The following is a 20,369-nucleotide window of genomic DNA, read 5'->3' on the forward strand; positions in this document are numbered from 1 at the left end:
GCACCGGCCGGTCCTACCAGGTGTAGTCCGGGTTGACGTGCATGCAGGCGCCGGTGTCCGAGCCCTTGTCGAGCTTGGCGGAGGCGGGCGTCGAGTCGTCGTCCTCGGGGGCCTTGTAGGTCGTGCCCTCCCGCCAGTCGGCGCCGACGACGAGCGTGACCCCGGAGACGTCCGTCGACTTCTCCACCGCGTGGGAGGAGATCCCGAGGGCCTTGGCCAGCCGCAGGGCGTCACCCTCCAGGTCGGCGCTCGGGTAGCGGATCAGCGTCGTGTCCTCGACGGGCGCGGCCGACGCGTCGGCCTTCGCCCGGGTGAATCCCTTGCCGACGAGCAGCTCGGTCACCGCGCTCGCGCGTCCGGGCACCGGCGCCAGCGCGCTGGTCCGCGTCCCGTTCTGCACCTGCACCGCGATCTTGTCGTCCGCGGCGGCCGGATCGGAGGAGGTCTTCTCCGCGGTCTTCTTCTTGTCCTTGCCGTCCAGCGCGATGTCCTCGCGCAGCAGCCGCCAGACCTTGTCCGCGTCCGTCGGCTTGGGCAGCACCCGGTTGCCGTCGCTGGAGTACACCCACGGCATGGTCGTCATGGTGATGCGCTTGGTGGGGACCTTCTTGAGCTCTTTGCTCAGGTCGTAGAGATCGCCGACGGTGCCGAGGCTCTGGTCGACGGTCAGGGCGCTGGTGGCGGTCTCCGCGAGCCCGCGCAGCTTGCCAGGGTTGCTCAGCGTGGCGTTCTCCCGCAGCTGGCGCACCATCGAGTTCATGTACTGATGCTGGGCCTTGGTCCGGCCGATGTCGCTGCCGTCCTCGAAGCCGTACCGGGTGCGCAGCCACTGCAGGGCCTGCTTGCCCTTGACGGATGTCGTGCCCTTCTCCAGCTTCAGACCGGAGCCGTGACCGGTGGAGGTGTGCGAGTAGATATTGGCGTCCACACAGACGGGGACACCGCCGATCGCGTCGGCCATCGACACCACGCCCGCGAAGTCGACCATGACGAAGTGGTCGATGTGGATGTCGGTCAGCTTCTCCCAGGTGGCGACCGTGCAGCCGGGACCGCCGCGGCCCAGGGAGTCGTTCGTCATCGTCAGCGAGGTGCTCGCGGCGTAGGTCTTCCCGGTCTTCGGGTCGGTGCACTTGGGTATCTGGAGCAGGGTGTCGCGCGGCATGCTCACCACGGACATGTTGGTGCGGTCCGCGGACAGGTGGAGCAGCATCTGGACGTCGGCGCGGGGCGGGGTGTCGAAGGTGTCCTTCGCGCCGCCGAGCTTCTGGTTCGCCGTGGAGTTCCGGGCGTCCGAGCCGATCAGCAGGATGTTCAGCGGGGTCTGGCCCGCCGCGTTCGGTTTCGACTTCGCGGCGCGGTCCTTCGCGTCGCCGATGTTGAGGTCGTCCTTCTTCAGGTTGCTGTTCAGATGCCGGTAGTAGAGATAGCCCGCGCCGGCGGTGCCGAGTATCAGGACCGACAGCACCATCGCCGACCAGCGCAGTATCCGGCGTCTGCGCCGCGGGCGGCCGGTGGTCCCGTGCCGTCCGTCGTCGTCCCCGCCGTGCGGGCCCTGTTCCCGGGTGCGGAGCGGCACGGTGCCGTCCGCGCGGTCGCCGTCGGGCCGGGGGCGCGGGCCGTCCGCGGTCCGGACGGACTCGCCGCCCTCGTCGTACATGCTGTCGTCCCAGCCCAGTTCACCGGCGTGCGGGACACGTGGCCGTGCTCCCTCCCCGCGCACACTGCTTGGCGCCATCTCCCAGCCTTTCCCACCCTGCGCCGACAGACGGGTCCGTCGAGCGTGCGGCCGGGCGCATCCACGCCCGGCCGCTCGTCGCCCGCGCCCCGCAGGGCGCCTGAGGGACCCGTCAGATCACTTCGCGCACACCGTTTTGTCCGCCGTGGACTTCTCCACGTCCGGCGCCTTCGTCGGAGCGGTCAAAGGCACTCCGGCGCCCTTGAAGTCCTTGCCCAGGGTCAGCACGATCGCGGGCAGCCCCTGTGAGTTCTTCTCGCTCTTGCCGGGCTTCATCGCCGAGCCGGACAGCCCCATGAGATCCGCCAGCTTGCGTGCCTGATCGGCCTGGTCGGGAGAGTACTCCAGGGTGGTCCTGCTCAACGGTGCGTCGGCGTTGCCCAGCTGGCTGGACTTGAGCACGCCCTCATCATTCTGCAGCCAGTTAAGAGTTTCCTGTGCGGAGCCGGCCTGGGCCCCGCCGTTGTAGATGTCGACGCGGATGTCGGACGCGGCGGAACGGGAGCCCTTGAGCCGGGCGGCCACCGCGGCCTTCTCCTTCTTCTCCTTCTGCTTCACGGCGGTGAAGGAGACGTCGTCCTTGATCGCTTCGAAGACCGCCGGAGCCGTGTTCGGGTTCACCACGACCGTGGCGTGGACCTTCTCGGCCGGGTTGTCGATCACCGGGACGGTGGTGAAGGTGATGTTCTTCGGCGGCACCTTCTTCAGCTCCAGGGCCATGTCCTTGAGCGTGCTGACGTTGCCGATGCCGGTGTCGACGGTGAGCGCCTTGGTGGCGGCCTCAGCCAGTTTGTACAGCTTGGTGGGGCTGGTGAGGGTGTCGCTGGAGCTCATCTTGCGCATCAGGGAGCCCACGAACTGCTGCTGCACCTTGATGCGGTCGAGGTCGCCCTGGTTGCCGAAGCTGTGCCGGGTGCGCACGAAGGCGAGGGCCTGCTCGCCCTCGATGGTGTGCTTGCCGGCGGAGAGCTTGAGGTGCGAGTCGGCGTCGTTGACGTCCTTCGCGAGACACACGTCGACCCCGCCGACCGCGGTGGTCAGCGTCTTGACGGCGTTGAAGTCGGCCATCATGAAGTGGTCGACCGTGATGCCGGTGACCGCCTTGACGGTGTCCATCGTGCAGCCGGGGTTGCGGCCCTCCTGGCCCAGGCTCGTGTTGAACCGGACGTTCTGCGAGGGTCGGATGATCTTCTCGGTGCCGTCGTCCTGCTTGGACCTGCACTCGGGGATGTCGACGATCAGGTCGCGCGGGATGCTCATCGCCGTCGCGTTCGTCCGGTCCTTCGACACGTGCAGCAGGATGTTCGTGTCCGCGTGCCCGACGCTGTTCTTGTCGCCGTAGCCCGCGTTGCCCGCACCGGTGCGCTTGTCGGTGCCGATGATGAGGATGTTGAAGGCCTCGTCCTTGCTGAAGCCGTCCTTGGCGGAACCGCCGACGTCCTCGGTGTGGACGTTGCCCTCGAGATGCTTGAGGTAGGCGTACGCGGCGCCGGAGACGGCCACCAGGACCAGCGCCATCGTGCCGCCGGTCCACAGCAGGACCTTCTTCGCCTTCGACTTCTTCGGGGGCTTGGTGCGCCCGCGCCTGCGCCCCGGAAGGGGCTCGGCGCGCCGGCGGCGCGGCCCAGGAAGATCGGTGCCGGCGTCACGGTCCCTGCCCGGCACGTCACGGTCCCGGCCCGGTGCCGCGCGGTCCCGGCCCGGCGCGCTGCGGGTGCGCGTCGCCGTCGAGGGTGCGCCCCTCCGCGGTCGCGGCACGCCCGATTGCGCTCCGGAAGGGGGCAGTCGCAGTTCGTATTCACCGGTGTTCGGGTTGAGCACCCACTGGTCTGCGGGGTCGATGTCGTCCGCCCGCCCACGGCCTTGCGCGTCCACGGTTGTCTGAATCCTCCGTCGGGGCCACGCGGCGCCCTTTCCCCCTAAAAGGCGCTCGGGTCTCGGTCATGCAGTGCGCGACCCCCAGGACGGACCTCGTGGCCGGGTGCACCGGATCGCTCACACTATCCGCCCAGTTCAGCGTCCAGCGACGGCCGTGACAAATTCGACGTTCCTACAACCGGGCAATCCGCCCTATTTTCAGAGACTTCTTAGCTCGGCTGTTCCCCGCCTTGGCGCACGCTTTACCCGCAGGCGTCCTGTGCCGCCGTGCTGCCGCGGAAAGTCGGATCCGGATCGGGTGTGCCCGAGAGAAGGGACACCCCGATTGACGTCGACATTCCGTCGCCGCCCGGTTCCTCTTCGTAGTCGCGGGCGGAGTTTCCGTACGGGCTCGCGGAACGGGGTGACAGATGGCCGCCCGGCCCCTGCGGCGGTTCCTTCGCGATCACGAGCGGTCTGTCGGCGCGCAGCCGCGCGAAGAGCCGGGCCGCCGCGGGCTCCACGAGCTGGTCGCGGTTGGCGTTCAGGACGTAGGACCTGCGGGGCACCGTCAGGAACTGGATGTTCTCCGTGGGGATGTCACGCATGCCGCGGGCCAGGTCGTACAGACCGCGCAGGCTCGCCAGCCCCGGGTCGGTGGTCAGCGACGAGGTGGCCGCGTCCAGCACCGGATACAGCTTCGCCGGGTTGAACAGGACGTCGTCGCTGCGCACCTTGCCGATCAGGGCGCCGAGGAACTTCTGCTGGCGGTCCATCCGGTCGGTGTCGCTGCCGTTGCCGATGCTCTTGCGGGCGCGCACGTAGCCGAGCGCCTGCTCGCCGTCGAGCACGACCTTGCCCGCGGGTAGCCGCAGCTTCGCCGCCTTGTCGTCGATCGGCCGGGGCAGGCACACCTCGACCCCGTCCACCGCGTCGACCATGTCCTTGAAACCGTGGAAGTCCACCACCATGTGATGGTCGACGCGGATGTCCGTGAGCTTCTCGACCGTCCGGATCGTGCAGGCCGAACCGCCCACCTCGAAGGCGTAGTTGAACATCGCGAACATCGGGTCGGTGCGGCTGCCGTCCGGCCGCCGGCAGCCCGGCACGTGCACCATCAGGTCGCGGGGCAGCGACACCGCGGTCGCGCTGCGCCGGTTCGCCGAGAGGTGCAGCAGAATCGTGGTGTCGGACCGCTCCGTGCCCGAGTCACGGCCGTACTTCCGGTTCCCGGCCCCCGAGCGCGAGTCGGAACCGATCAGCAGGATGTTCTGCGCGTCGCGCACCAGCGCGGTGGGCCGCTCCCGTTCGTACCGGGCCAGCTCGGCCGCCGCGTCGTTGTCGGCCGTGATGTTCCCGTTCAGCTTCTCGTACGCGGCCCAGCCGGCCGCGACGGCGCCCAGGACCAGCACGCTCACCCCGGTCGCCGTCCAGCGCAGCCACCGCCGCCGCCGGCGCACCCGCCCGGCCCCCGTGGGTGACGCGCCCCGCCCCGGCTCCTTGGGGCTACCGGAGGGGGCGCCCGCGGTGTCGCTCACGTCGGGACCACCACCCCTCATGGCGTACGAGCGTCTGGGACTGCTCCTACGACCATGTCCCGGCGCGGCGGCCGAGGGGGGCCGGTGATGGGCCGAACGGGGGAGACGCCGCGGCGGTGAGGGTGCCCCGGCGGGCGGCCGTCAGCGCGCCGTCGCCGTCACCCGCTCGGACTCGATCCGCCGGGCGAGCGCGTCCTCGTCCAGGTCGCCGAGGTTGCGGCACAGCACCACGGACCCGCCGGAGGCGAGCGGGGCGTACAGACCGGCGGCCACGCCCTCCCAGGTGTCGTACGAGAGCCCCGACAGGATGCGCGAGCCGGGGCCCGTCAGATCCAGCCCGGGGGCGTCGGAGCGGGCCTGCTCCACCACCTCCGCGCCCGTGTACGCGGCCCCGGCGACGATCAGCGCCCGCGCCTCCGGGTCGACCGGCGCGTACGGCGCGAAGCGGTCGCCCTGGCTCGGCACCTCGACGGCGTAGTCGGCGTATCCCGAGGGCGGCGCGGGGAACCGGCGGCCGAGCGGGGCGAGCGAGAGGGCGATGCGCTCACCGGAACAGGCCAGCCCGTCCTCGAACCGGCCGGGCCCCGCGACGACGTGGTCGGCCGCCGCCGGGTCACCGCCGAGATCCGCGACGACGCCCACCGAGGAGCAGGCGAGCAGCCACACCGCCGTCTGCCAGTGCGCGGGCAGCAGCAGCGCGACCCGCTCGCCCGGCTTGGCGGACATCTCGCCCTGGAGCAGATTGGCGGTCTTGGCCACCCAATTGGCGAAGGTGGCCACGGACAGTTCGACCCGTTCGCCCGTCGCGTCGTCGTAGAAGGTCACCAGAGGACGGGCGGGGTCCTCGGAGAGCGCGGATCGCAGCAGGTCGGCAGGGGTGCGGTCGGTGGCTTTCACGCGCGCAAGCGTACGCGGGGACGCCGCGCGGCACGGCCCGAGCGCGCCACCGGTTCGGCGGAGCGCGTCCGACGGTCCGTCAATTCCGCGATGGACAGATATGTATGACTATGTCCAGGATCAGGAGCATGCGTGGATTCCTTGGTTCCTCGGTCGGCGTCACCTGCGCGGCCGCTCTCGCCCTTCCGCTCACCCTGCCCGCCACCCCGGCTCGGGCCGACTCGTCGACGATGACGTCGGAGGCCGCCGCCCCCGGCAGCACCCAGTCCCTGCCCCTCGCCCCCCTCACCCGCAGACGCGGCTCGCTCGGCCCGAGCACCCAGACGCAGGGCCTCGCCCGCCGGAACGTTCGGCCGTTCTCCCTGGTCGGCGTGATCTGGGACGACCCGGACAGTGAGCTGAACGGCCGGGTCCAGGTCCGCACCCGGGCCGCCGGCACCGGCGACTGGTCCGACTGGCAGGACGTCGAGACCCACAACGACGAGCACGCCGCCGACCCGGACACCGCCGAGAGCGCCTCGCGCCGGGTGCACGGCTCCACCGCCCCGCTGTGGGTGGGGAACTCCAACGGCGTCGAGGTCCGCGTCCAGGCGGAACCGGCGGAACGGGAGGCGGCCGACCCCCTGGACGAAGCCGCCCCCGAGGGCCCCCGGGAGCGGCGCGCGACCCTCCCGGAGGCCGCGGCGCTGCCCGGCGGTCTGCGCCTCGAACTGGTCGATCCCGGCGGGGACCCCCCGGCCCCGGACGGCACGCGGGCGGCCGGGCGGGCCGGCGGCGCGCCCTCGGGACTGCGCGCCAAGGGCGTGCGTGCCAAGGCCGTGCACGCCAAGGGTGCGCAGGCCTCCCTGCCGGACGCCGGGGGCGCGAAGGCCACCGTGATCCCCGCGCTCTCACGGGCGGAGACGCTGCGCACGTACTTCCCCGACGGCACGTCACAGCGGCGCGCCACGCCGTACATCGGCCCCCGCCCCAGCATCGTCACGCGGCACGGCTGGGGCGCGAACGAGAACCTGCGCGAGCGCGGCTTCCTCTACACCAAGACGGTCAAGGCCGCCTTCGTGCACCACACGGCGTCGGGCAACAAGTACAGCTGCTCGCAGGTCCCTTCGATCATCCGCAGCATCTACCGCTACCACGTGGTGAGCAGCGGCTGGCGCGACATCGGCTACAACTTCCTGGTCGACAAGTGCGGGACCATCTACGAGGGCCGGGCCGGCGGCGTGGCGAAGGCGGTCATGGGCGCCCACACCCGCGGGTTCAACACGAACAGCATGGGGATCGCCGTGATCGGCAGCTTCGGCGCCACGAAGCCGACCGACGCGGCGCTCAAGGCCATCTCCCGGCTCACCGCGTGGAAACTCGGTCTGTACGGTGCCGATCCGCGTGGCAAGACATACCTGAAGTCGGCCGGTGGCAATCTCTACCGAAAAGGAAAGAACGTACGACTGAACGTGATCTCCGGCCATCGGGACGGGTTCGCCACGGAGTGCCCGGGACGGCTGCTCTACGGAAAGCTGGGCACGGCCAGGACGACAGCGGCCAAGTACCAGGGCCGTTAGACCGCCTGACGACCGCCCGGAACGCCACGGCCGGCACCGGTCCGGCCGTGCCGTTCCGGCGGAGATCACCTGACGTCACGGCAGAGGCCCGTCGAAGGACACCGCACGGCCATCGAGGGCGCCATCGAACGGTCTGCATACACTGGCCGGCCGAAAGACAGTTCGGCCGGTCCCGGCAGGAAGCAGAGACGACAGGTGACAGAAGCGATCCTCCTGGTCGGCGGCAGAGGCACCCGCCTGCGCCCGCTCACGGTGCGCACGCCCAAGCCGATGGTCCCGGCGGCCGGGGTCCCCTTCCTCACGCACCAGCTGGCGCGGGCGCGCGCGGCGGGTGTCGAGCACATCGTGCTGGCGACCTCCTACCTCGCCGAGGTCTTCGAGCCGTACTTCGGCGACGGCTCCTCGCTGGGCCTCCACATCGAGTACGTCACGGAGGAGGAGCCGCTGGGCACCGGCGGCGCCATCCGCAACGTGGCGTCCCGGCTGCGCTCGGGCCCCGACGACCCGGTCCTGATCTTCAACGGCGACATCCTCACGGGCCTGGACATCCGGGCGCTCGTGGCGGTCCACGAGAGCACGGGCGCGGACGTCTCCCTGCACCTGACCCGGGTGGAGGACCCGCGCGCCTTCGGTCTCGTCCCCACGGACGCCACCGGGCGCGTCACGGCCTTCCTGGAGAAGCCGCAGAGCCCCGAGGAGATCGTCACCGACCAGATCAACGCGGGGGCGTACGTCTTCCGCCGCTCGGTCATCGACACGATCCCCGCCGGGCGCCCGGTCTCGGTCGAACGCGAGACCTTCCCCGAACTCCTGGCCAACGGCGCCCACCTCCAGGGCATGGTGGACTCCACGTACTGGCTGGACCTGGGCACCCCGCAGGCCTTCGTCCGCGGCTCCGCCGACCTGGTCCTCGGCCGCGCCCCGTCCCCGGCCGTCCCGGGCCGCTGCGGCGACCGTCTGGTCCTGCCCACGGCGACCGTGGCCGCCGACGCCAAGCTCACCGGCGGCACGGTGGTCGGAGAGGGCGCCCGGATCGGCGAGGGGGCCCGGATCTCGGGCAGCACCGTCCTGGCCGGAGCGGTCGTCGAGCCTGGCGCGGTCGTCACCGACTCCTTCGTCGGCGCCGGTGCCCGCATCGGCGAACGCACGGTCCTGACCGGAACGGTCGTCGGCGACGGCGCGGTGGTCGGCCCCGACAACGAACTCCGCGAGGGAGTCCGGGTCTGGTGCGACACCCGCATCCCGGCAGCTTCCCTGCGCTTCTCGTCGGACCAGTAACCCCACCCGGACAACAGCCGGAGGGGCCAGGCAGCCGGCCCCTCCGGCCCACCTCGGACTTTCAGCCCCTCCGGCGTTTGAGGAGCGGGTCCGGGGCGGAGCCCCGGGTAGGGACGGGTAGGGGCGGAGGGGGCGAAATCCCGTCTGTACGTCATCCAACGGCCGCGGATGATGCCGAGAGGCGGGGCGGAGGCCGGTGAGAGGCGGGGCGGGGCCAAGGCCGGCACGGTGCAGGCACCGCCGGTTTGCCTACAGCAACCCGATGTCCGTGCGCGGCATCTTCGGCGTACGCCGAGGCGGAGTACGCCCGGACAACAGAATCAGCCGAGCCGCCCGATGCCGCTGCCCGGCATAGGGCTCCAGCAGCTCCAGCATCACGGAGTCGTCCGCATCCCGGTCCCCGGCCAGCGCGTACCCCACGATCCCCGGCAGATGCAGATCCCCCACGGTCACGGAATCCGCCGCGCCATGACTGCGCTGCACGACCTCCGCGGACGTCCACGGCCCGATCCCCGGCACCAGCTCCAGCCGCCGCTGCGCCCCCGCGGGATCGAATCCGACCGCCTCCTCCAGCCGCGCCGCGACCCGGACGGCCCGCAGGATCGTGCCGGCCCGCTTGTCGTCGACCCCGGCCCGGTGCCACTCCCAGGAGGGGATCAGCGCCCAGGTCCGCGGCGCGGGCATGACGTACATCCGCTCGGGAGCGGGGCCCGGCGCGGGCTCCCCGAACTTCCGGACGAGCAGCCGCCACGCCCGGTACGCCTCGTCGGTGGTGACCTTCTGCTCCAGGACGGACGGGATCAGCGACTCCATCACCAGCCCGGTCCGCACCAGCCTGAGGCCGGGCCGCCGGTGCCGGGCGAGCGCGACCAGCCGGTGCCGGGGCTCGAAGGCACCGGGATCGTCGGCGGCGCCGAGCAGTTCGGGAAGCCGGTCGAGCAGCCAGTCGGCCCCCGGCCCCCAGGCCTCGCCCCGGACCTCCCCGCCACGGGCGGAGACCCGCAGGGTTCCGGGCCCGGCGGGCGTACGGCTGGTGCGCCACACCGAGCCGTCGGGTGTCGTACGGAACGTGGGATCGCCGGGTCCGCGCCGCAGAGGTCCGAGCACGAGCCCGAGGTCGAGCGGCCCGTCGGGCGTCCAGGTGCGGACGTGTCCGGGCCCGGCCGTCTGCCGGGGCACCGCGCCCGCGGCGCCGCCCGGTGCACCGCCGCGCGTCCCGCCGGGCACCGCGACATGGCCGCCGCGCACGGTCGTACGCGTCGGCCGGGGAGCGAAACGTCCTGACACGAATGAGGTCCTAGGGGTGCTCGGGCTGTCCTACGAGAGTAGGCGCTCCCCGCCCCCGACCGTGCCCGGAACGCACCGAACCCGGCCCGGGCGCTCGCGAGCGCCCCGCCCGGTCAGCGCACCTCGATGAAGGCGGCTGCGTCCCGCCCCGGACGCGCGGCCGGTTCCTGGGCCGCGTGACCGACGGCCACAGCGCCCATCGGGTCCCAGTCCTCCGGCAGCCCCAGCACCTCGCGCACGACATCGCGGCAGAACATCGTCGAGGACACCCACGCGGAGCCGAGGCGTTCCCCGGCCAGCGCGACCAGGAAGTTCTGCACGCCCGCGCCGGTGGCGACGACGAACATCTCGCGCTCGGCGCCGTCCCTCCGGGCGTCGCCGTAGGTGTGCGATCCATCCATGACCAGGCAGGGCACCACCAGATAGGGCGCGTTGCGCAGCACGTCACCCCGGCGGACCCGCTTGGCGATGGACTCCTCGCTCTTCCCGTCGCCCCGCAGATCCGCGATCCACGCGTCCCGCATGGCGTCGAGCAGCCGTGTCCGTGACGCCTGCGACTCCAGGAGCACGAAACGCCAGGGCGTGGTGTGGTGCGGCGCGGGAGCGGTCACGGCCGCCGCGACCGCGCGGCGCACGGCCCCGGGGTCGACGGGCTCGTCGGTGAAGGCCCGTACCGTACGCCGCTGGGTCACGGCCTCCCGTACGGCCTCCGAGGTGCCGAGGCGGAACATGTCGTCCCGCGCGTCGCGGGCCATCGCCCGCGCCCCCGTGCCGTCCCCTTCCGTCACCAGGTGCGCCAGCCCGCGCACGACGGCGACGGGCAGCCCGGCGGCCTTGCCCTTGACCAGGTCGCCGGCGGCGGCGAGTTCGTCGGCCGTGGCGACGACGGTCGCGCTGAGCGGATTGCCGTGCGCGTCGGTGCCGCCGCGCAGGTCGTCCAGCACCGCGACGCCCGCGGCGCCGATCGCGACGTCGGTGAGCCCGGTGCGCCAGGGCCGCCCGAAGGTGTCCGTGATCACCACGCCGACGTCCACGCCGAGGGCGTCCCGCAGTCCCTCACGGACCGCCCGCGCGGAGGCGTCGGGATCCTCGGGCAGCAACAGCACCGTCCCGGCGGGGGTGTTGGAGGCGTCGACCCCGGCCGCGGCCATCACGAGGCCCTGCCGGTTCTCGACGATCCGCAGCGCTCCGCGCCGGGCCACGACCCGGACGGTCTCGGCGTCGATGGCCGCCTCCCGGTCGGCTGCCTCGACGATCCGGCCCTCGGCCTTCGACACGACCTTGGAGGTGACGAGCAGGACGTCCCCGTCGGCGAGTCCGGGCCCGGCCGCGGCGATCAGCTTCGCCAGGTCGTCCCCCGGCCGCACCTCGGGCAGCCCGTCCAGCGCCCAGACCCGGTAACCGGGGCCCCCGTGCGCGTGCCCCGTGTCGCCGGGACGCCCCGCGTGCTGGGTGCTCATGGCGTCCGTACCTCCTCCGCGAGCGCGAGCGCCTCCCGCGCCATGCGGGCCGTCGCGTCGAGGTCCGACATCATCAGCGGCACGGCCCGGCAGCGGATGCCGGCCGCCTCGACACGCTCCACGGACCCGGCGTCGACCGTGTCGACGAGCCAGCCGTCGAGGAGACCCGAGCCGTAGTGCTCGGCGACCGCGGCGGCGGTGGACTCGACGCCCACCGCGGCCAGCACCTTGTCGGCCATGCCGCGCACCGGCGCGTCGCCGACGATGGGGGAGAGGCCGACCACCGGCACACCCGCCTCGGCGATGGCCTCGCGGATGCCGGGCACGGCGAGGATGGTCCCGACGGAGACCACGGGGTTGGACGGCGGGAAGAGGATGACGTCCGCCCCGGCGATGGCCTCCAGGACCCCGGGCGCGGGCTTGGCCTGCTCGGCGCCGACCGGCACGATCGCCTCGGCCGGCACGGAGGCCCGCAGCCGCACCCAGTACTCCTGGAAGTGGATCACCTTGCGCTCGCCCGCGGCCCCGGCCGGGTCGCGCTCGGGCAGCGTGACCGCGACATGGGTCTCGACGCGGTCGTCGGACATGGGGATGAGGCGCACGCCCGGCTTCCACCGGTCGCACAGGGCCTCCGTGACGGCGCTGAGGGGATAGCCCGCCCCCAGCATCTGCGTCCGCACGATGTGCGTGGCGAAGTCGCGGTCGCCGAGCCCGAACCACTCGGGTCCCAGTCCGTACGCCGCGAGTTCCTCCTTCAGATGGAAGGTCTCGTCGGCCCGGCCCCAGCCCTGCTCCTCGTTGATGCCGCCGCCGAGCGTGTACATCACCGTGTCGAGGTCCGGGCAGACCTTCAGCCCGAAGAGATGGATGTCGTCCCCGGTGTTCCCGATGACCGTGATGTCCGCGTCCGGAACGGCCCGCTGGAGACCACGCAGGAACCGTGCACCGCCGATACCGCCTGCCAGAACCACAATGCGCATGGGGTTCAGTCTCGCAGGCGGATACGACAAAGCGTCAGCCGGTCACGAGACCGCGCCCGACTCCCGGCCCGGCTCCCGGCCCGAGTCCCCGCCCGGCTCCCGGCCCGACTCGGCGTTCGGCTCCCGCCCGCCTCCGTGCCGCTCCCCGGCACTGGCGCCTCACACGGTCTCGGCCACCGCGCAACGGGCCGCGTGCATCGGCATCTCGGTGAGACCCGGGTAATAGACGTGCAGGCTGACGGCCGGTTCGAGCGAGTCGTTGACGACCTCGTGGACGTAACCGGGCGCGAACACGCGCTGCGCGCCGGAGCCGAGGGCGCGCGAGCCCCGCTCGGTGTGCTCGGTGAGCGCGCCGTCCAGGACGGTCAGCACGCCGGAGGAGGCGCCGTGGTCGTGCAGTCCGCTGCCCTGTCCGGGCACCCAGGACAGGAGCCACACCTCGTAGCCGGGCCCCGTGCGCAGGCGGTGGTACCAGCGCGAGGAGGCGTCGTAGCGGACGAGGTGCTCCCACTGGGAGCGGTCGGCGGCGATGGAGCGGGCCAGGCCGGCGAACTCGGCCACGGTGGAGGGGTGTTCGCGCGGCGGCTGGAGCAGGTGCGGGACTTCGAGGATGTCGCCGGCGATCTGGAGGTCGCTGTCGCTGTTCATGGATGCGGTGGTTCCTCGGCGGGAGAGTGCGGGGGGTGTCGCTGGTGCTTCCCGGCCCGGGTCGCGGGCGGGGATTCCGCCCGGATCGGGGGCGGGGAGGCCCTGGTGCGGGCGATGACCCTGGTGGGGGTGGCGATGCGCCTCAGTGGCGGCGAGGCAGCCGGAGCGCGGTAGGGCTCAACAGCTGGAACAGCAACAACAGCTACAGCGCGCGTGGGCAGCACCGAGGGACCCGGCGGTGCGGGTCGAGGTGGATGCCAAGTGCGCGAGCATGCCCACAAGGACAGCGGTTCACACCTCGGCTGTCAACTGCATGTCCGGAATGTGGGAGATGTTTCACCTCATCCGGTTCATCTGGCAGGCGAAAGGTTTGTTCAGGCGGCTCCCCGGACACATGGCGCACAACCGGGTGAACAAACCTCACCGCGGACCCGTGATCTAAATGTGATCCGGTTCGCTTCGGGGTCTGCGTCGGAACGAGATCGAACGCCTGGACGTCCTCCTCTGTGAGGGGGCGGGCGTCTGACCTGGGCCTCTTGGGCTGTCAGGGTTTATGCCGATTTGAACACTTTCCGCATAGCCTTGGTTCCGCAGAGTGAATAAGGGGCCCAATAGCAGATCTCGGCTTGACTGGCCCGGATCGGCACACTTGTAATTTCACTCGTGTCGTTCAGCCGGAATCGGTGACGGCAGCATCACGGGGACGCGAAAGACAGACGAGGGGCGCACATGACCGAGCTGGTGCAGCAACTGCTGGTCGACGACGCGGACGAGGAACTCGGCTGGCAGGAGCGCGCGCTGTGCGCCCAGACCGACCCCGAGTCGTTCTTCCCCGAGAAGGGCGGCTCCACCCGCGAGGCCAAGAAGGTCTGCCTCGCCTGCGAGGTCCGCTCCGAGTGCCTGGAGTACGCGCTCGCCAACGACGAGCGGTTCGGCATCTGGGGCGGTCTGTCCGAGCGGGAGCGCCGCCGGCTGAAGAAGGCCGCCGTCTGAGACGGACCGCACGGGGCGGCGGACGGGGAACAACGGTCCGCACCCGCGGGTGCCGGCGAACAAACGGCACACTCTCTTACGTAAGGAACGGCCCGTCGCACGTGGGTTATCCACAGGCGGCGGGCCGCCGTCTTTCCCAGCCGTTAGTGTGGGCCCTCGTCCGAGACGTCCCGCTGTCCCCGCCGGACACAGACGTCCACCGCAGTCCATCGAACCGGGGCCCGTACCTCGATGTCCGTGCACAGCCTTTCGGCAGCCAGCAACACCGCCGCTGCCGCCCCTGAGTTCCCGCGCCACGTGGTGACCGCGGTGCTCGTCTCCCACGACGGCGCCCGCTGGCTGCCGCAGGCGCTCTCCGGCCTGCTCGGCCAGGACCGCCCCGTGCAGAACGCGGTGGCGGCCGACACCGGCAGCGCGGACGACTCCGCCCAGCTGCTCACCGAGGCGCTCGGCGCCGACCGCGTGCTGCACCTGGCGCGGCGCACCGGCTTCGGCCAGGCCGTCGAGGAGGTGTCCCGCACCGCACCCGAGCTCACCCCGGACGACCTGCCCTACCTCAAGCGTCCCAGCGGCTGGGACCCCGTCACCCGCAGCTGGCGCGACGACGCCTACGACCTGCCGGACCTGCCGCACGGCGAACCCGAGCAGTGGCTCTGGCTGCTGCACGACGACAGCGCCCCCGAACCCGACGCCCTGGCCCAGCTGCTGCGCGTCGTGGAGAACGAGCGGGAGCTCGGCCAGGACGTCGCCATCGTCGGCCCCAAGCTCCGCGGCTGGTACGACCGCAGGGCGCTCCTCGAGGTCGGCGTCACCATCGCCAACTCCGGCCGCCGCTGGACCGGCCTGGACCGCCGCGAACAGGACCAGGGACAGCACGACCACGTCCACCCCGCGCTGTCCGTGTCCACCGCCGGCATGCTCGTCCGCCGCGACGTCTTCGAGGAACTCGGCGGCTTCGACCGCCGGCTGCCCCTCATGCGCGACGACGTCGACCTGTGCTGGCGCGCCCAGGCCGCGGGCCACCGGGTCCTCGTCGCCCCGGAAGCCGTCGTACGGCACGCCGAGGCGGCCTCCCGCGAGCGCCGCGCCGTCGACTGCGTGGGCCGCACCGCCGCGTCCCCGCACCGGGTCGACAAGGCCGGCGCCGTCTACACCCTCCTGGTCAACGCCCGCACCGCCCAGCTGCCCTGGATCATGATCCGACTGGTCCTCGGCACCCTGATGCGCACGGTCGCCTACCTCGTGGGCAAGGTCCCCGGACAGGCCGTCGACGAGATCCGCGGCCTCCTCAGCGTCATGCTCCGGCCCGAGCGGATCATCGCCGGGCGGCGCAGGCGCGGCCGCCCGCAGGTCGACAAGGGAGAGCTGCGGCCCCTGTTCCCGCCCCCGGGCGCCACCGTGCGGGCGACCTTCGAACAGGCCGCCGGCAACCTCCTGAGCGGCTCCGACGCGGAGACGGTCACCGGCGCCGGACGCCACGGAGGCGCCGTCGAGTCCGGACCGGGCGGTGACGACGGCGACTTCCTGGAGATTGAGCAGTTCGCCCGGATCAAGCGCATCGCGCGCAATCCCGGACCGATGCTCTTCCTGGTCCTTCTGTTCGTCTCGCTCCTGGCCTGCCGCCAGCTCCTCGGCGGCGGCGCCCTCGCGGGCGGCGCGCTGCTGCCCGCCCCGGTCGACGCCTCCGAGCTCTGGGCGCGCTACCTGGACGGCTGGCATCCGGTCGGCGCGGGCTCCACCCAGTCCGCCCCGCCCTACATCGCGCTGGTCGCGCTGCTGTCCTCCGCGCTCCTCGGCTCCACCGGACTCGCGGTCACCGTGCTCCTCGTGGGATCCGTGCCCCTGGCCGGCTTCGCCGCGTACTTCGCCTCGCGCCCCCTGGTCGAGTCCCGTCTGCTGCGCGCCTGGGCGTCCGTCGCCTACGCCTTCCTGCCCGCCGCCACCGGCGCGCTCGCGGGCGGCCGCATCGGCACCGCCGTCCTGGCGATCCTGCTGCCGCTCATCGCGCGCGCGGGCGTCGCGGCGAGCGGCCTCGCGAACGCCTCCCGGGCCCGCGGCAGCTGGCGCGCGACCTGGGCCTACGCCCTGCTGCTGACGTTCACCACGGCCTTCACCCCGATCGTGTGGCCCATCGCGCTGGTCCTCGGCGTCGCCCTCCTCGTGGTGCGCCGCCGGGAGATCCCGGCCTACGGACTGCGTTTCCTGGCCCAGCTCGGCACCCCGCTGCTGGTCCTCGCGCCCTGGTCGCTGACCCTGCTGCCGTTCGGCTTCTTCCGACAGGCCGGCCTGGACTACGGCTCCGGCGCGGCCTCCGCGTTCGACCTGCTCAGCGCGAGCCCCGGCGGACCGGGCACCGTCAGCGCACTGATGCTCTTCGGCATCGTGCTCGCCGCGCTGGCCGCCCTGCTGCGCTCCGAGCGCCAGGCGGGCATCAGGACCGCCTGGGTCGTCGCCGTCGTGGCACTCGTCTTCGCCGCCCTGTCCAACCGCTCCACCTGGGCGGGACCGGCGACCCTCGTCTACGGCCTCGCCCTGCTCGCCGCCGCCGCCGTCGGCTCCGACGGGGCACGCGCGCGGGTGGCCGAGCAGAGCTTCGGCTGGCGTCAGCCGGTGGCCGCGCTCATCGCCTTCGCCTGCGCCGCGGGCCCGCTGCTCGTCGCCGCCGGCTGGATCATCCGCGGCGCCGACGGACCCGTGGAGCGCCGCGACCCGGTGCAGGTGCCCGCGTTCGTCGCCGAGGAGAGCGGCACCCGCGACCAGGCCCGCACCCTCGTCCTCGACAGCCGCTCCGCCGGCGAGGTCGGATACGTCCTCGTGCGCGGTTCCGGCGCCCGTCTCGGCGACGCCGAACTGGCCTCGGCCGCGGGCGAGAACAAGAGACTCGACAAGGTCGTCGCCAACCTCGTGGCGGGCTCCGGCGCCGACCAGGCCGACGAGCTCGGCGGCTTCGCCGTGCGCTACGTCCTGGTCCGCAAGGGCGCGCCGCGCGAGGTGAGCCGCGTCCTGGACGCCACGACCGGCCTGTCCCGGCTCAGCCAGCAGGACGGCAGCGCCCTGTGGCGTGTCGACCAGCAGGTCTCGCGCGCCGCGATCGTGCCCGCGTCCGGCGACCCGGAGTCCATCGCCGCCGGTCCGGTCGAGGTGCACACCACGATCCCCGCCGGGGACTCGGGCCGCGTCCTGCGCCTCGCCGACAGCGCCGACGCCGGCTGGACGGCCACCCTGGACGGCAAGCCGCTGACCCGCACCACGGTCGATGGCTGGGCCCAGGGCTTCCAGCTGCCCGCCGACGGCGGCAGGCTCGACGTCGCGTTCGACGCGCCGCTCGGCCATACGGCCTGGCTGTGGGCCCAGGGATCGCTCGCCCTGGTCCTCGTGGTGCTCGCCCTCCCCGGGCGGCGCCGTGACGTCGACGACGACCTCCCCGAGGAGGAGCAGCCGGTCACCGCCGAGGACATGACGGGCGACAGCCGCCGTGCCCGCCGGCTGCGCGCCCAGGCGGAGGCCGAGGCGGAGGCCGGACGGCAGGACGAGGATCCGGAGTTCGACGAGTTCCCCGTGAACGCCCACGCCCACGCCGACGAGGACGAGGACGAGGAGGACCCCGAGGTCGCGGCCGCCGTCGTCCCGCACCAGCAGGCGTACGGCGAGTGGGACAGCCCCAGTTACGCGAACGCCGAGTACGACGGCTACGGCGAGCAGTACGAGGGGCAGCAGGGCCAGCAGGGGCAGCAGGGTTACCCGGCCGGCACCTATGACCAGGCGTACCAGTCGGATCCCTATCAGGGCGGCCAGTACGACCCGTACGCCTACGGGGGCACGGCGGCGTACGACCAGAACTACGGCCAGGGCTACGACGCGAACGGCGTGCCCTTCGATTCCCGGGGCCAGGGCTACGACTCGGGGGAGCAGGGCTACGACCCCGCCTACGACCCGAACCGGCCGCACGGCACCGACAGTGAGCGCCCCGACGGGAGCCAGCAGTGAACCGCACCACCCTGTCCCTGATCGCCGCGGTGACCGCGCTCGGCGCCGTCACCGGGTTCGCGACCCTCAACTCGCCCGGCACCAAGGGCTCCGGCACGGCCGTCACCGCCGCGCGGCTGCCCGTGGAGCGCACCAGCCTGCTCTGCCCGCAGCCGAGCACCTCCGACATCGCCGACACGTCGTACACGTCCTTCACGCCCGTCGTGGAGGGTGTGAGCGGCAGCGGCAAGGCCCAACTCCAGTCCGCCGCCGAGGAGTCGGCGGACGGGTCCGGCGGCAAGAAGGGCGCCGGCAAGAAGGCCGAGCCCGTCGTCCAGCCCAAGGAGCCCGGCAAGCCGGCGGCCGGCGACACCTCGGGCCCGGACGCGCCCGCCCTGGTCGGCCTCGCGTCGGGCAAGTTCGCGCCCGGCTGGACGGTCCAGGAGACCACGCAGGTCGCCGCAGGCGCCGGGCGCGGTCTGCTCGGCACCAACTGCACCGCTCCCGACACCGAGTTCTGGTTCCCGGGCGCCAGCACCGCCGCCTCGCGCACCGACTACGTCCACCTGACGAACCCGGACGATGCCGCGGCCGTCGTCGACATCGACCTGTACGGCAAGGACGGCACGCTCAAGTCCACGGTGGCCGACGGGATCACGGTCCAGGCGCACGCCAGCGAACCCATCCTGCTGAACACGCTGGCCGGCGATCCGCAGGCCGACCTCACCGTGCACGTGAAGGTCCGCAGCGGCCGGGTCGGAGCCGCCGTGCAGGCTCTGGACGCCAAGACCGGCGGCGACTGGCTGGCCGCCGCCACCGATCCCGCGGCCACTCTCGTCATGCCGGGCATCCCCAAGGACGCCACCTCCGTGCGGCTGGTCGCCTTCGCGCCCGGCGACACGGACGCCGACCTGAAGGTGCGCCTCGCCTCCCCCTCGGGGACGATCACCCCCGCGGGCAACGAGACCCTGCACGTGAAGGCCGGCATGACCGCCTCAGCCGACCTCGGGGACGTCACCCGCGGCGAGGCGGGCTCCCTGGTGCTCAGCCCCACCGGCACGTCCGTGCCGGTCGTCGCCGCCCTCCAGGTGGTGCGGGGCAAGGGCGCCGCCCAGGAGACCGCGTTCATCCCGGCCACCGCACCGGTCGGCGCGCGCGCCACGGTCGCCGACAACAGCGCCAAGGGGTCCACGCTCGCCGTGACCGCGCCCGGCGCGGGTGCCACGGTCAAGGTCACCGCGTCGGCGGGCAGCGGGGGCGGCACGGCCGTCTCGAAGACGTTCACCATCAAGGGCGGGACCACGCAGAACGTCGCGGCGCCCGTCCCGAGCGGTCTGAAGGGCACGTACGCCCTCACCGTCGAACCGGTCTCCGGAGGCCCGGTCTACGCCTCCCGGATGCTCTCCGCGACCCAGGAGGGCGTCCCGGGCTTCACCATCCAGAACCTCCCGGACGACCGCGGGACGGTCTCGGTCCCGGACGCCGAACAGGATCTGTCGGTACTGCTCAAGCAGTGATCAGTCCTCGCCGTACCGCGGGTCGACCGTCTCCGGTGTCAGGCCCAGCAGTTCCGCGACCTGCTCCACGACGACCTCATGCACCAGGGCGGCGCGCTCGTCGCGCCCCTTGGTGCGGATCTCGATCGGACGGCGGTAGACGACCACGCGCGCGGGACGTCCCTCGCGCGCGGCGATCGTGCCGCCCAGCGGCACCGCCTCGTCGCTCCAGCCCTCGCCCGAGCGTTCCAGGCGGGGGACTTCGAGGACCATGAAGTCGATGTCCGCGAGCTGCGGCCAGCGTCGCTCCAGGCGCTCCACGGAGTCCTGCACGAGGTCCGCGAAGACCTCGGAACGGCTCGCCGCGAGCGGCACCTGGGGCGGCGCCACGGGGCCGCGCATGCCCCTGCCGTGGCGGTCACGACGACGGGGCCCGGAGGCTGGGGCGCGGGGCGGTACGGGGTTGTCCATCACTGACGAAGCGTAGTCCCCGCCCGGCCCGGCCGCCCGGCCCCACGCGCAGGTCCCCGCCGGGCGGGGGAGGCGGCGGCACCCGGCTCCGCCCGCCCTCCGGATGACGGCCCATGACCATTCCGGTCACGAATCAGCTCGATTCCATATCTCTCCAAGACCGTCTCTGACATGGCAATTGGCATGATTCGCACCAAGTGGTGA

General features: G+C 72.5%; 14 protein-coding genes. 5 read left to right on the plus strand and 9 right to left on the minus strand.

All coding sequences use genetic code 11. From position 1 onward, the window contains the following. Positions 1–13: 13 nt before the first annotated feature. The 4 genes from IO36_RS41005 to IO36_RS41020 all read right to left on the minus strand — a co-directional run bounded on the left by IO36_RS41005 (position 14) and on the right by IO36_RS41020 (position 6,027). The gene (locus IO36_RS41005) at positions 14–1,735 is read right to left on the minus strand and encodes an LCP family protein (RefSeq protein WP_037628256.1); all 1,722 of its coding nucleotides are present in this window, start codon (positions 1,733–1,735) and stop codon (positions 14–16) included. A 117-nt stretch (positions 1,736–1,852) separates the two neighbouring features. Further along, positions 1,853–3,610 (minus strand): LCP family protein, encoded by a 1,758-nt coding sequence (locus IO36_RS41010; RefSeq protein ID WP_037628257.1) that lies wholly within the window; start codon positions 3,608–3,610, stop codon positions 1,853–1,855. 245 nt (positions 3,611–3,855) lie between these two features. After that, on the minus strand, positions 3,856–5,151 hold the full coding sequence (locus IO36_RS41015; protein WP_078943761.1) for an LCP family protein: 1,296 nt from the start codon (positions 5,149–5,151) through the stop codon (positions 3,856–3,858). 120 nt (positions 5,152–5,271) lie between these two features. After that, complete coding sequence (locus IO36_RS41020; protein WP_037628258.1) at positions 5,272–6,027, minus strand: TIGR03089 family protein; 756 nt, start codon at positions 6,025–6,027, stop codon at positions 5,272–5,274. Positions 6,028–6,155: 128 nt separating this feature from the next. Between IO36_RS41020 and IO36_RS41025 the strand changes: the two genes are divergently transcribed. After that, positions 6,156–7,586: a peptidoglycan recognition protein family protein gene (locus tag IO36_RS41025; RefSeq protein ID WP_037628259.1), complete on the plus strand. Its 1,431-nt coding sequence runs from the start codon at positions 6,156–6,158 to the stop codon at positions 7,584–7,586. Positions 7,587–7,781: 195 nt separating this feature from the next. Then, complete coding sequence (locus IO36_RS41030) at positions 7,782–8,864, plus strand: mannose-1-phosphate guanylyltransferase (RefSeq protein ID WP_037628260.1); 1,083 nt, start codon at positions 7,782–7,784, stop codon at positions 8,862–8,864. Positions 8,865–9,113: 249 nt separating this feature from the next. On the opposite strand, the gene IO36_RS41035 is transcribed toward IO36_RS41030, so the two are convergent. The 4 genes from IO36_RS41035 to IO36_RS41050 form a co-directional block, all read right to left on the minus strand. Continuing rightward, positions 9,114–10,151 (minus strand): DNA-3-methyladenine glycosylase family protein, encoded by a 1,038-nt coding sequence (locus IO36_RS41035; RefSeq protein WP_037628261.1) that lies wholly within the window; start codon positions 10,149–10,151, stop codon positions 9,114–9,116. A 113-nt stretch (positions 10,152–10,264) separates the two neighbouring features. After that, complete coding sequence (locus IO36_RS41040; protein ID WP_037628262.1) at positions 10,265–11,611, minus strand: coenzyme F420-0:L-glutamate ligase; 1,347 nt, start codon at positions 11,609–11,611, stop codon at positions 10,265–10,267. After that, a complete protein-coding gene (gene cofD, locus IO36_RS41045; protein ID WP_037628263.1) occupies positions 11,608–12,591 on the minus strand; it encodes a 2-phospho-L-lactate transferase in 984 nt (327 codons plus the stop codon). The genes IO36_RS41040 and cofD overlap by 4 nt, the downstream gene beginning before the upstream one ends. Positions 12,592–12,750: 159 nt before the next feature. Next, positions 12,751–13,239, minus strand: coding sequence for a cysteine dioxygenase (locus IO36_RS41050; RefSeq protein ID WP_037628264.1), 489 nt, complete (start codon positions 13,237–13,239; stop codon positions 12,751–12,753). 729 nt (positions 13,240–13,968) lie between these two features. Here IO36_RS41050 and IO36_RS41060 point away from each other — a divergent pair. The 3 genes from IO36_RS41060 (at position 13,969) to IO36_RS41070 (ending at position 19,715) form a co-directional block, all read left to right on the plus strand. Beyond that, positions 13,969–14,232, plus strand: coding sequence for a WhiB family transcriptional regulator (locus IO36_RS41060; protein ID WP_003975777.1), 264 nt, complete (start codon positions 13,969–13,971; stop codon positions 14,230–14,232). Between the two features lie 231 nt (positions 14,233–14,463). Beyond that, positions 14,464–18,219 carry a glycosyltransferase family 2 protein gene (locus IO36_RS41065; RefSeq protein ID WP_078943763.1) on the plus strand — a complete coding sequence of 1,252 codons (3,756 nt, stop codon included), beginning with the start codon at positions 14,464–14,466 and terminating at the stop codon, positions 18,217–18,219. Then, positions 18,216–19,715, plus strand: a complete 1,500-nt coding sequence (locus tag IO36_RS41070) for a DUF5719 family protein (RefSeq protein ID WP_037628268.1) — start codon at positions 18,216–18,218, stop codon at positions 19,713–19,715. The genes IO36_RS41065 and IO36_RS41070 overlap by 4 nt, the downstream gene beginning before the upstream one ends. Here IO36_RS41070 and IO36_RS41075 read toward each other — a convergent pair whose 3' ends face one another. Further along, complete coding sequence (locus IO36_RS41075) at positions 19,716–20,165, minus strand: metallopeptidase family protein (protein ID WP_107065925.1); 450 nt, start codon at positions 20,163–20,165, stop codon at positions 19,716–19,718. Positions 20,166–20,369: the final 204 nt, after the last annotated feature.

This window comes from Streptomyces aureus, from assembly GCF_000725495.1.
Taxonomy (GTDB): domain Bacteria; phylum Actinomycetota; class Actinomycetes; order Streptomycetales; family Streptomycetaceae; genus Streptomyces; species Streptomyces aureus_B.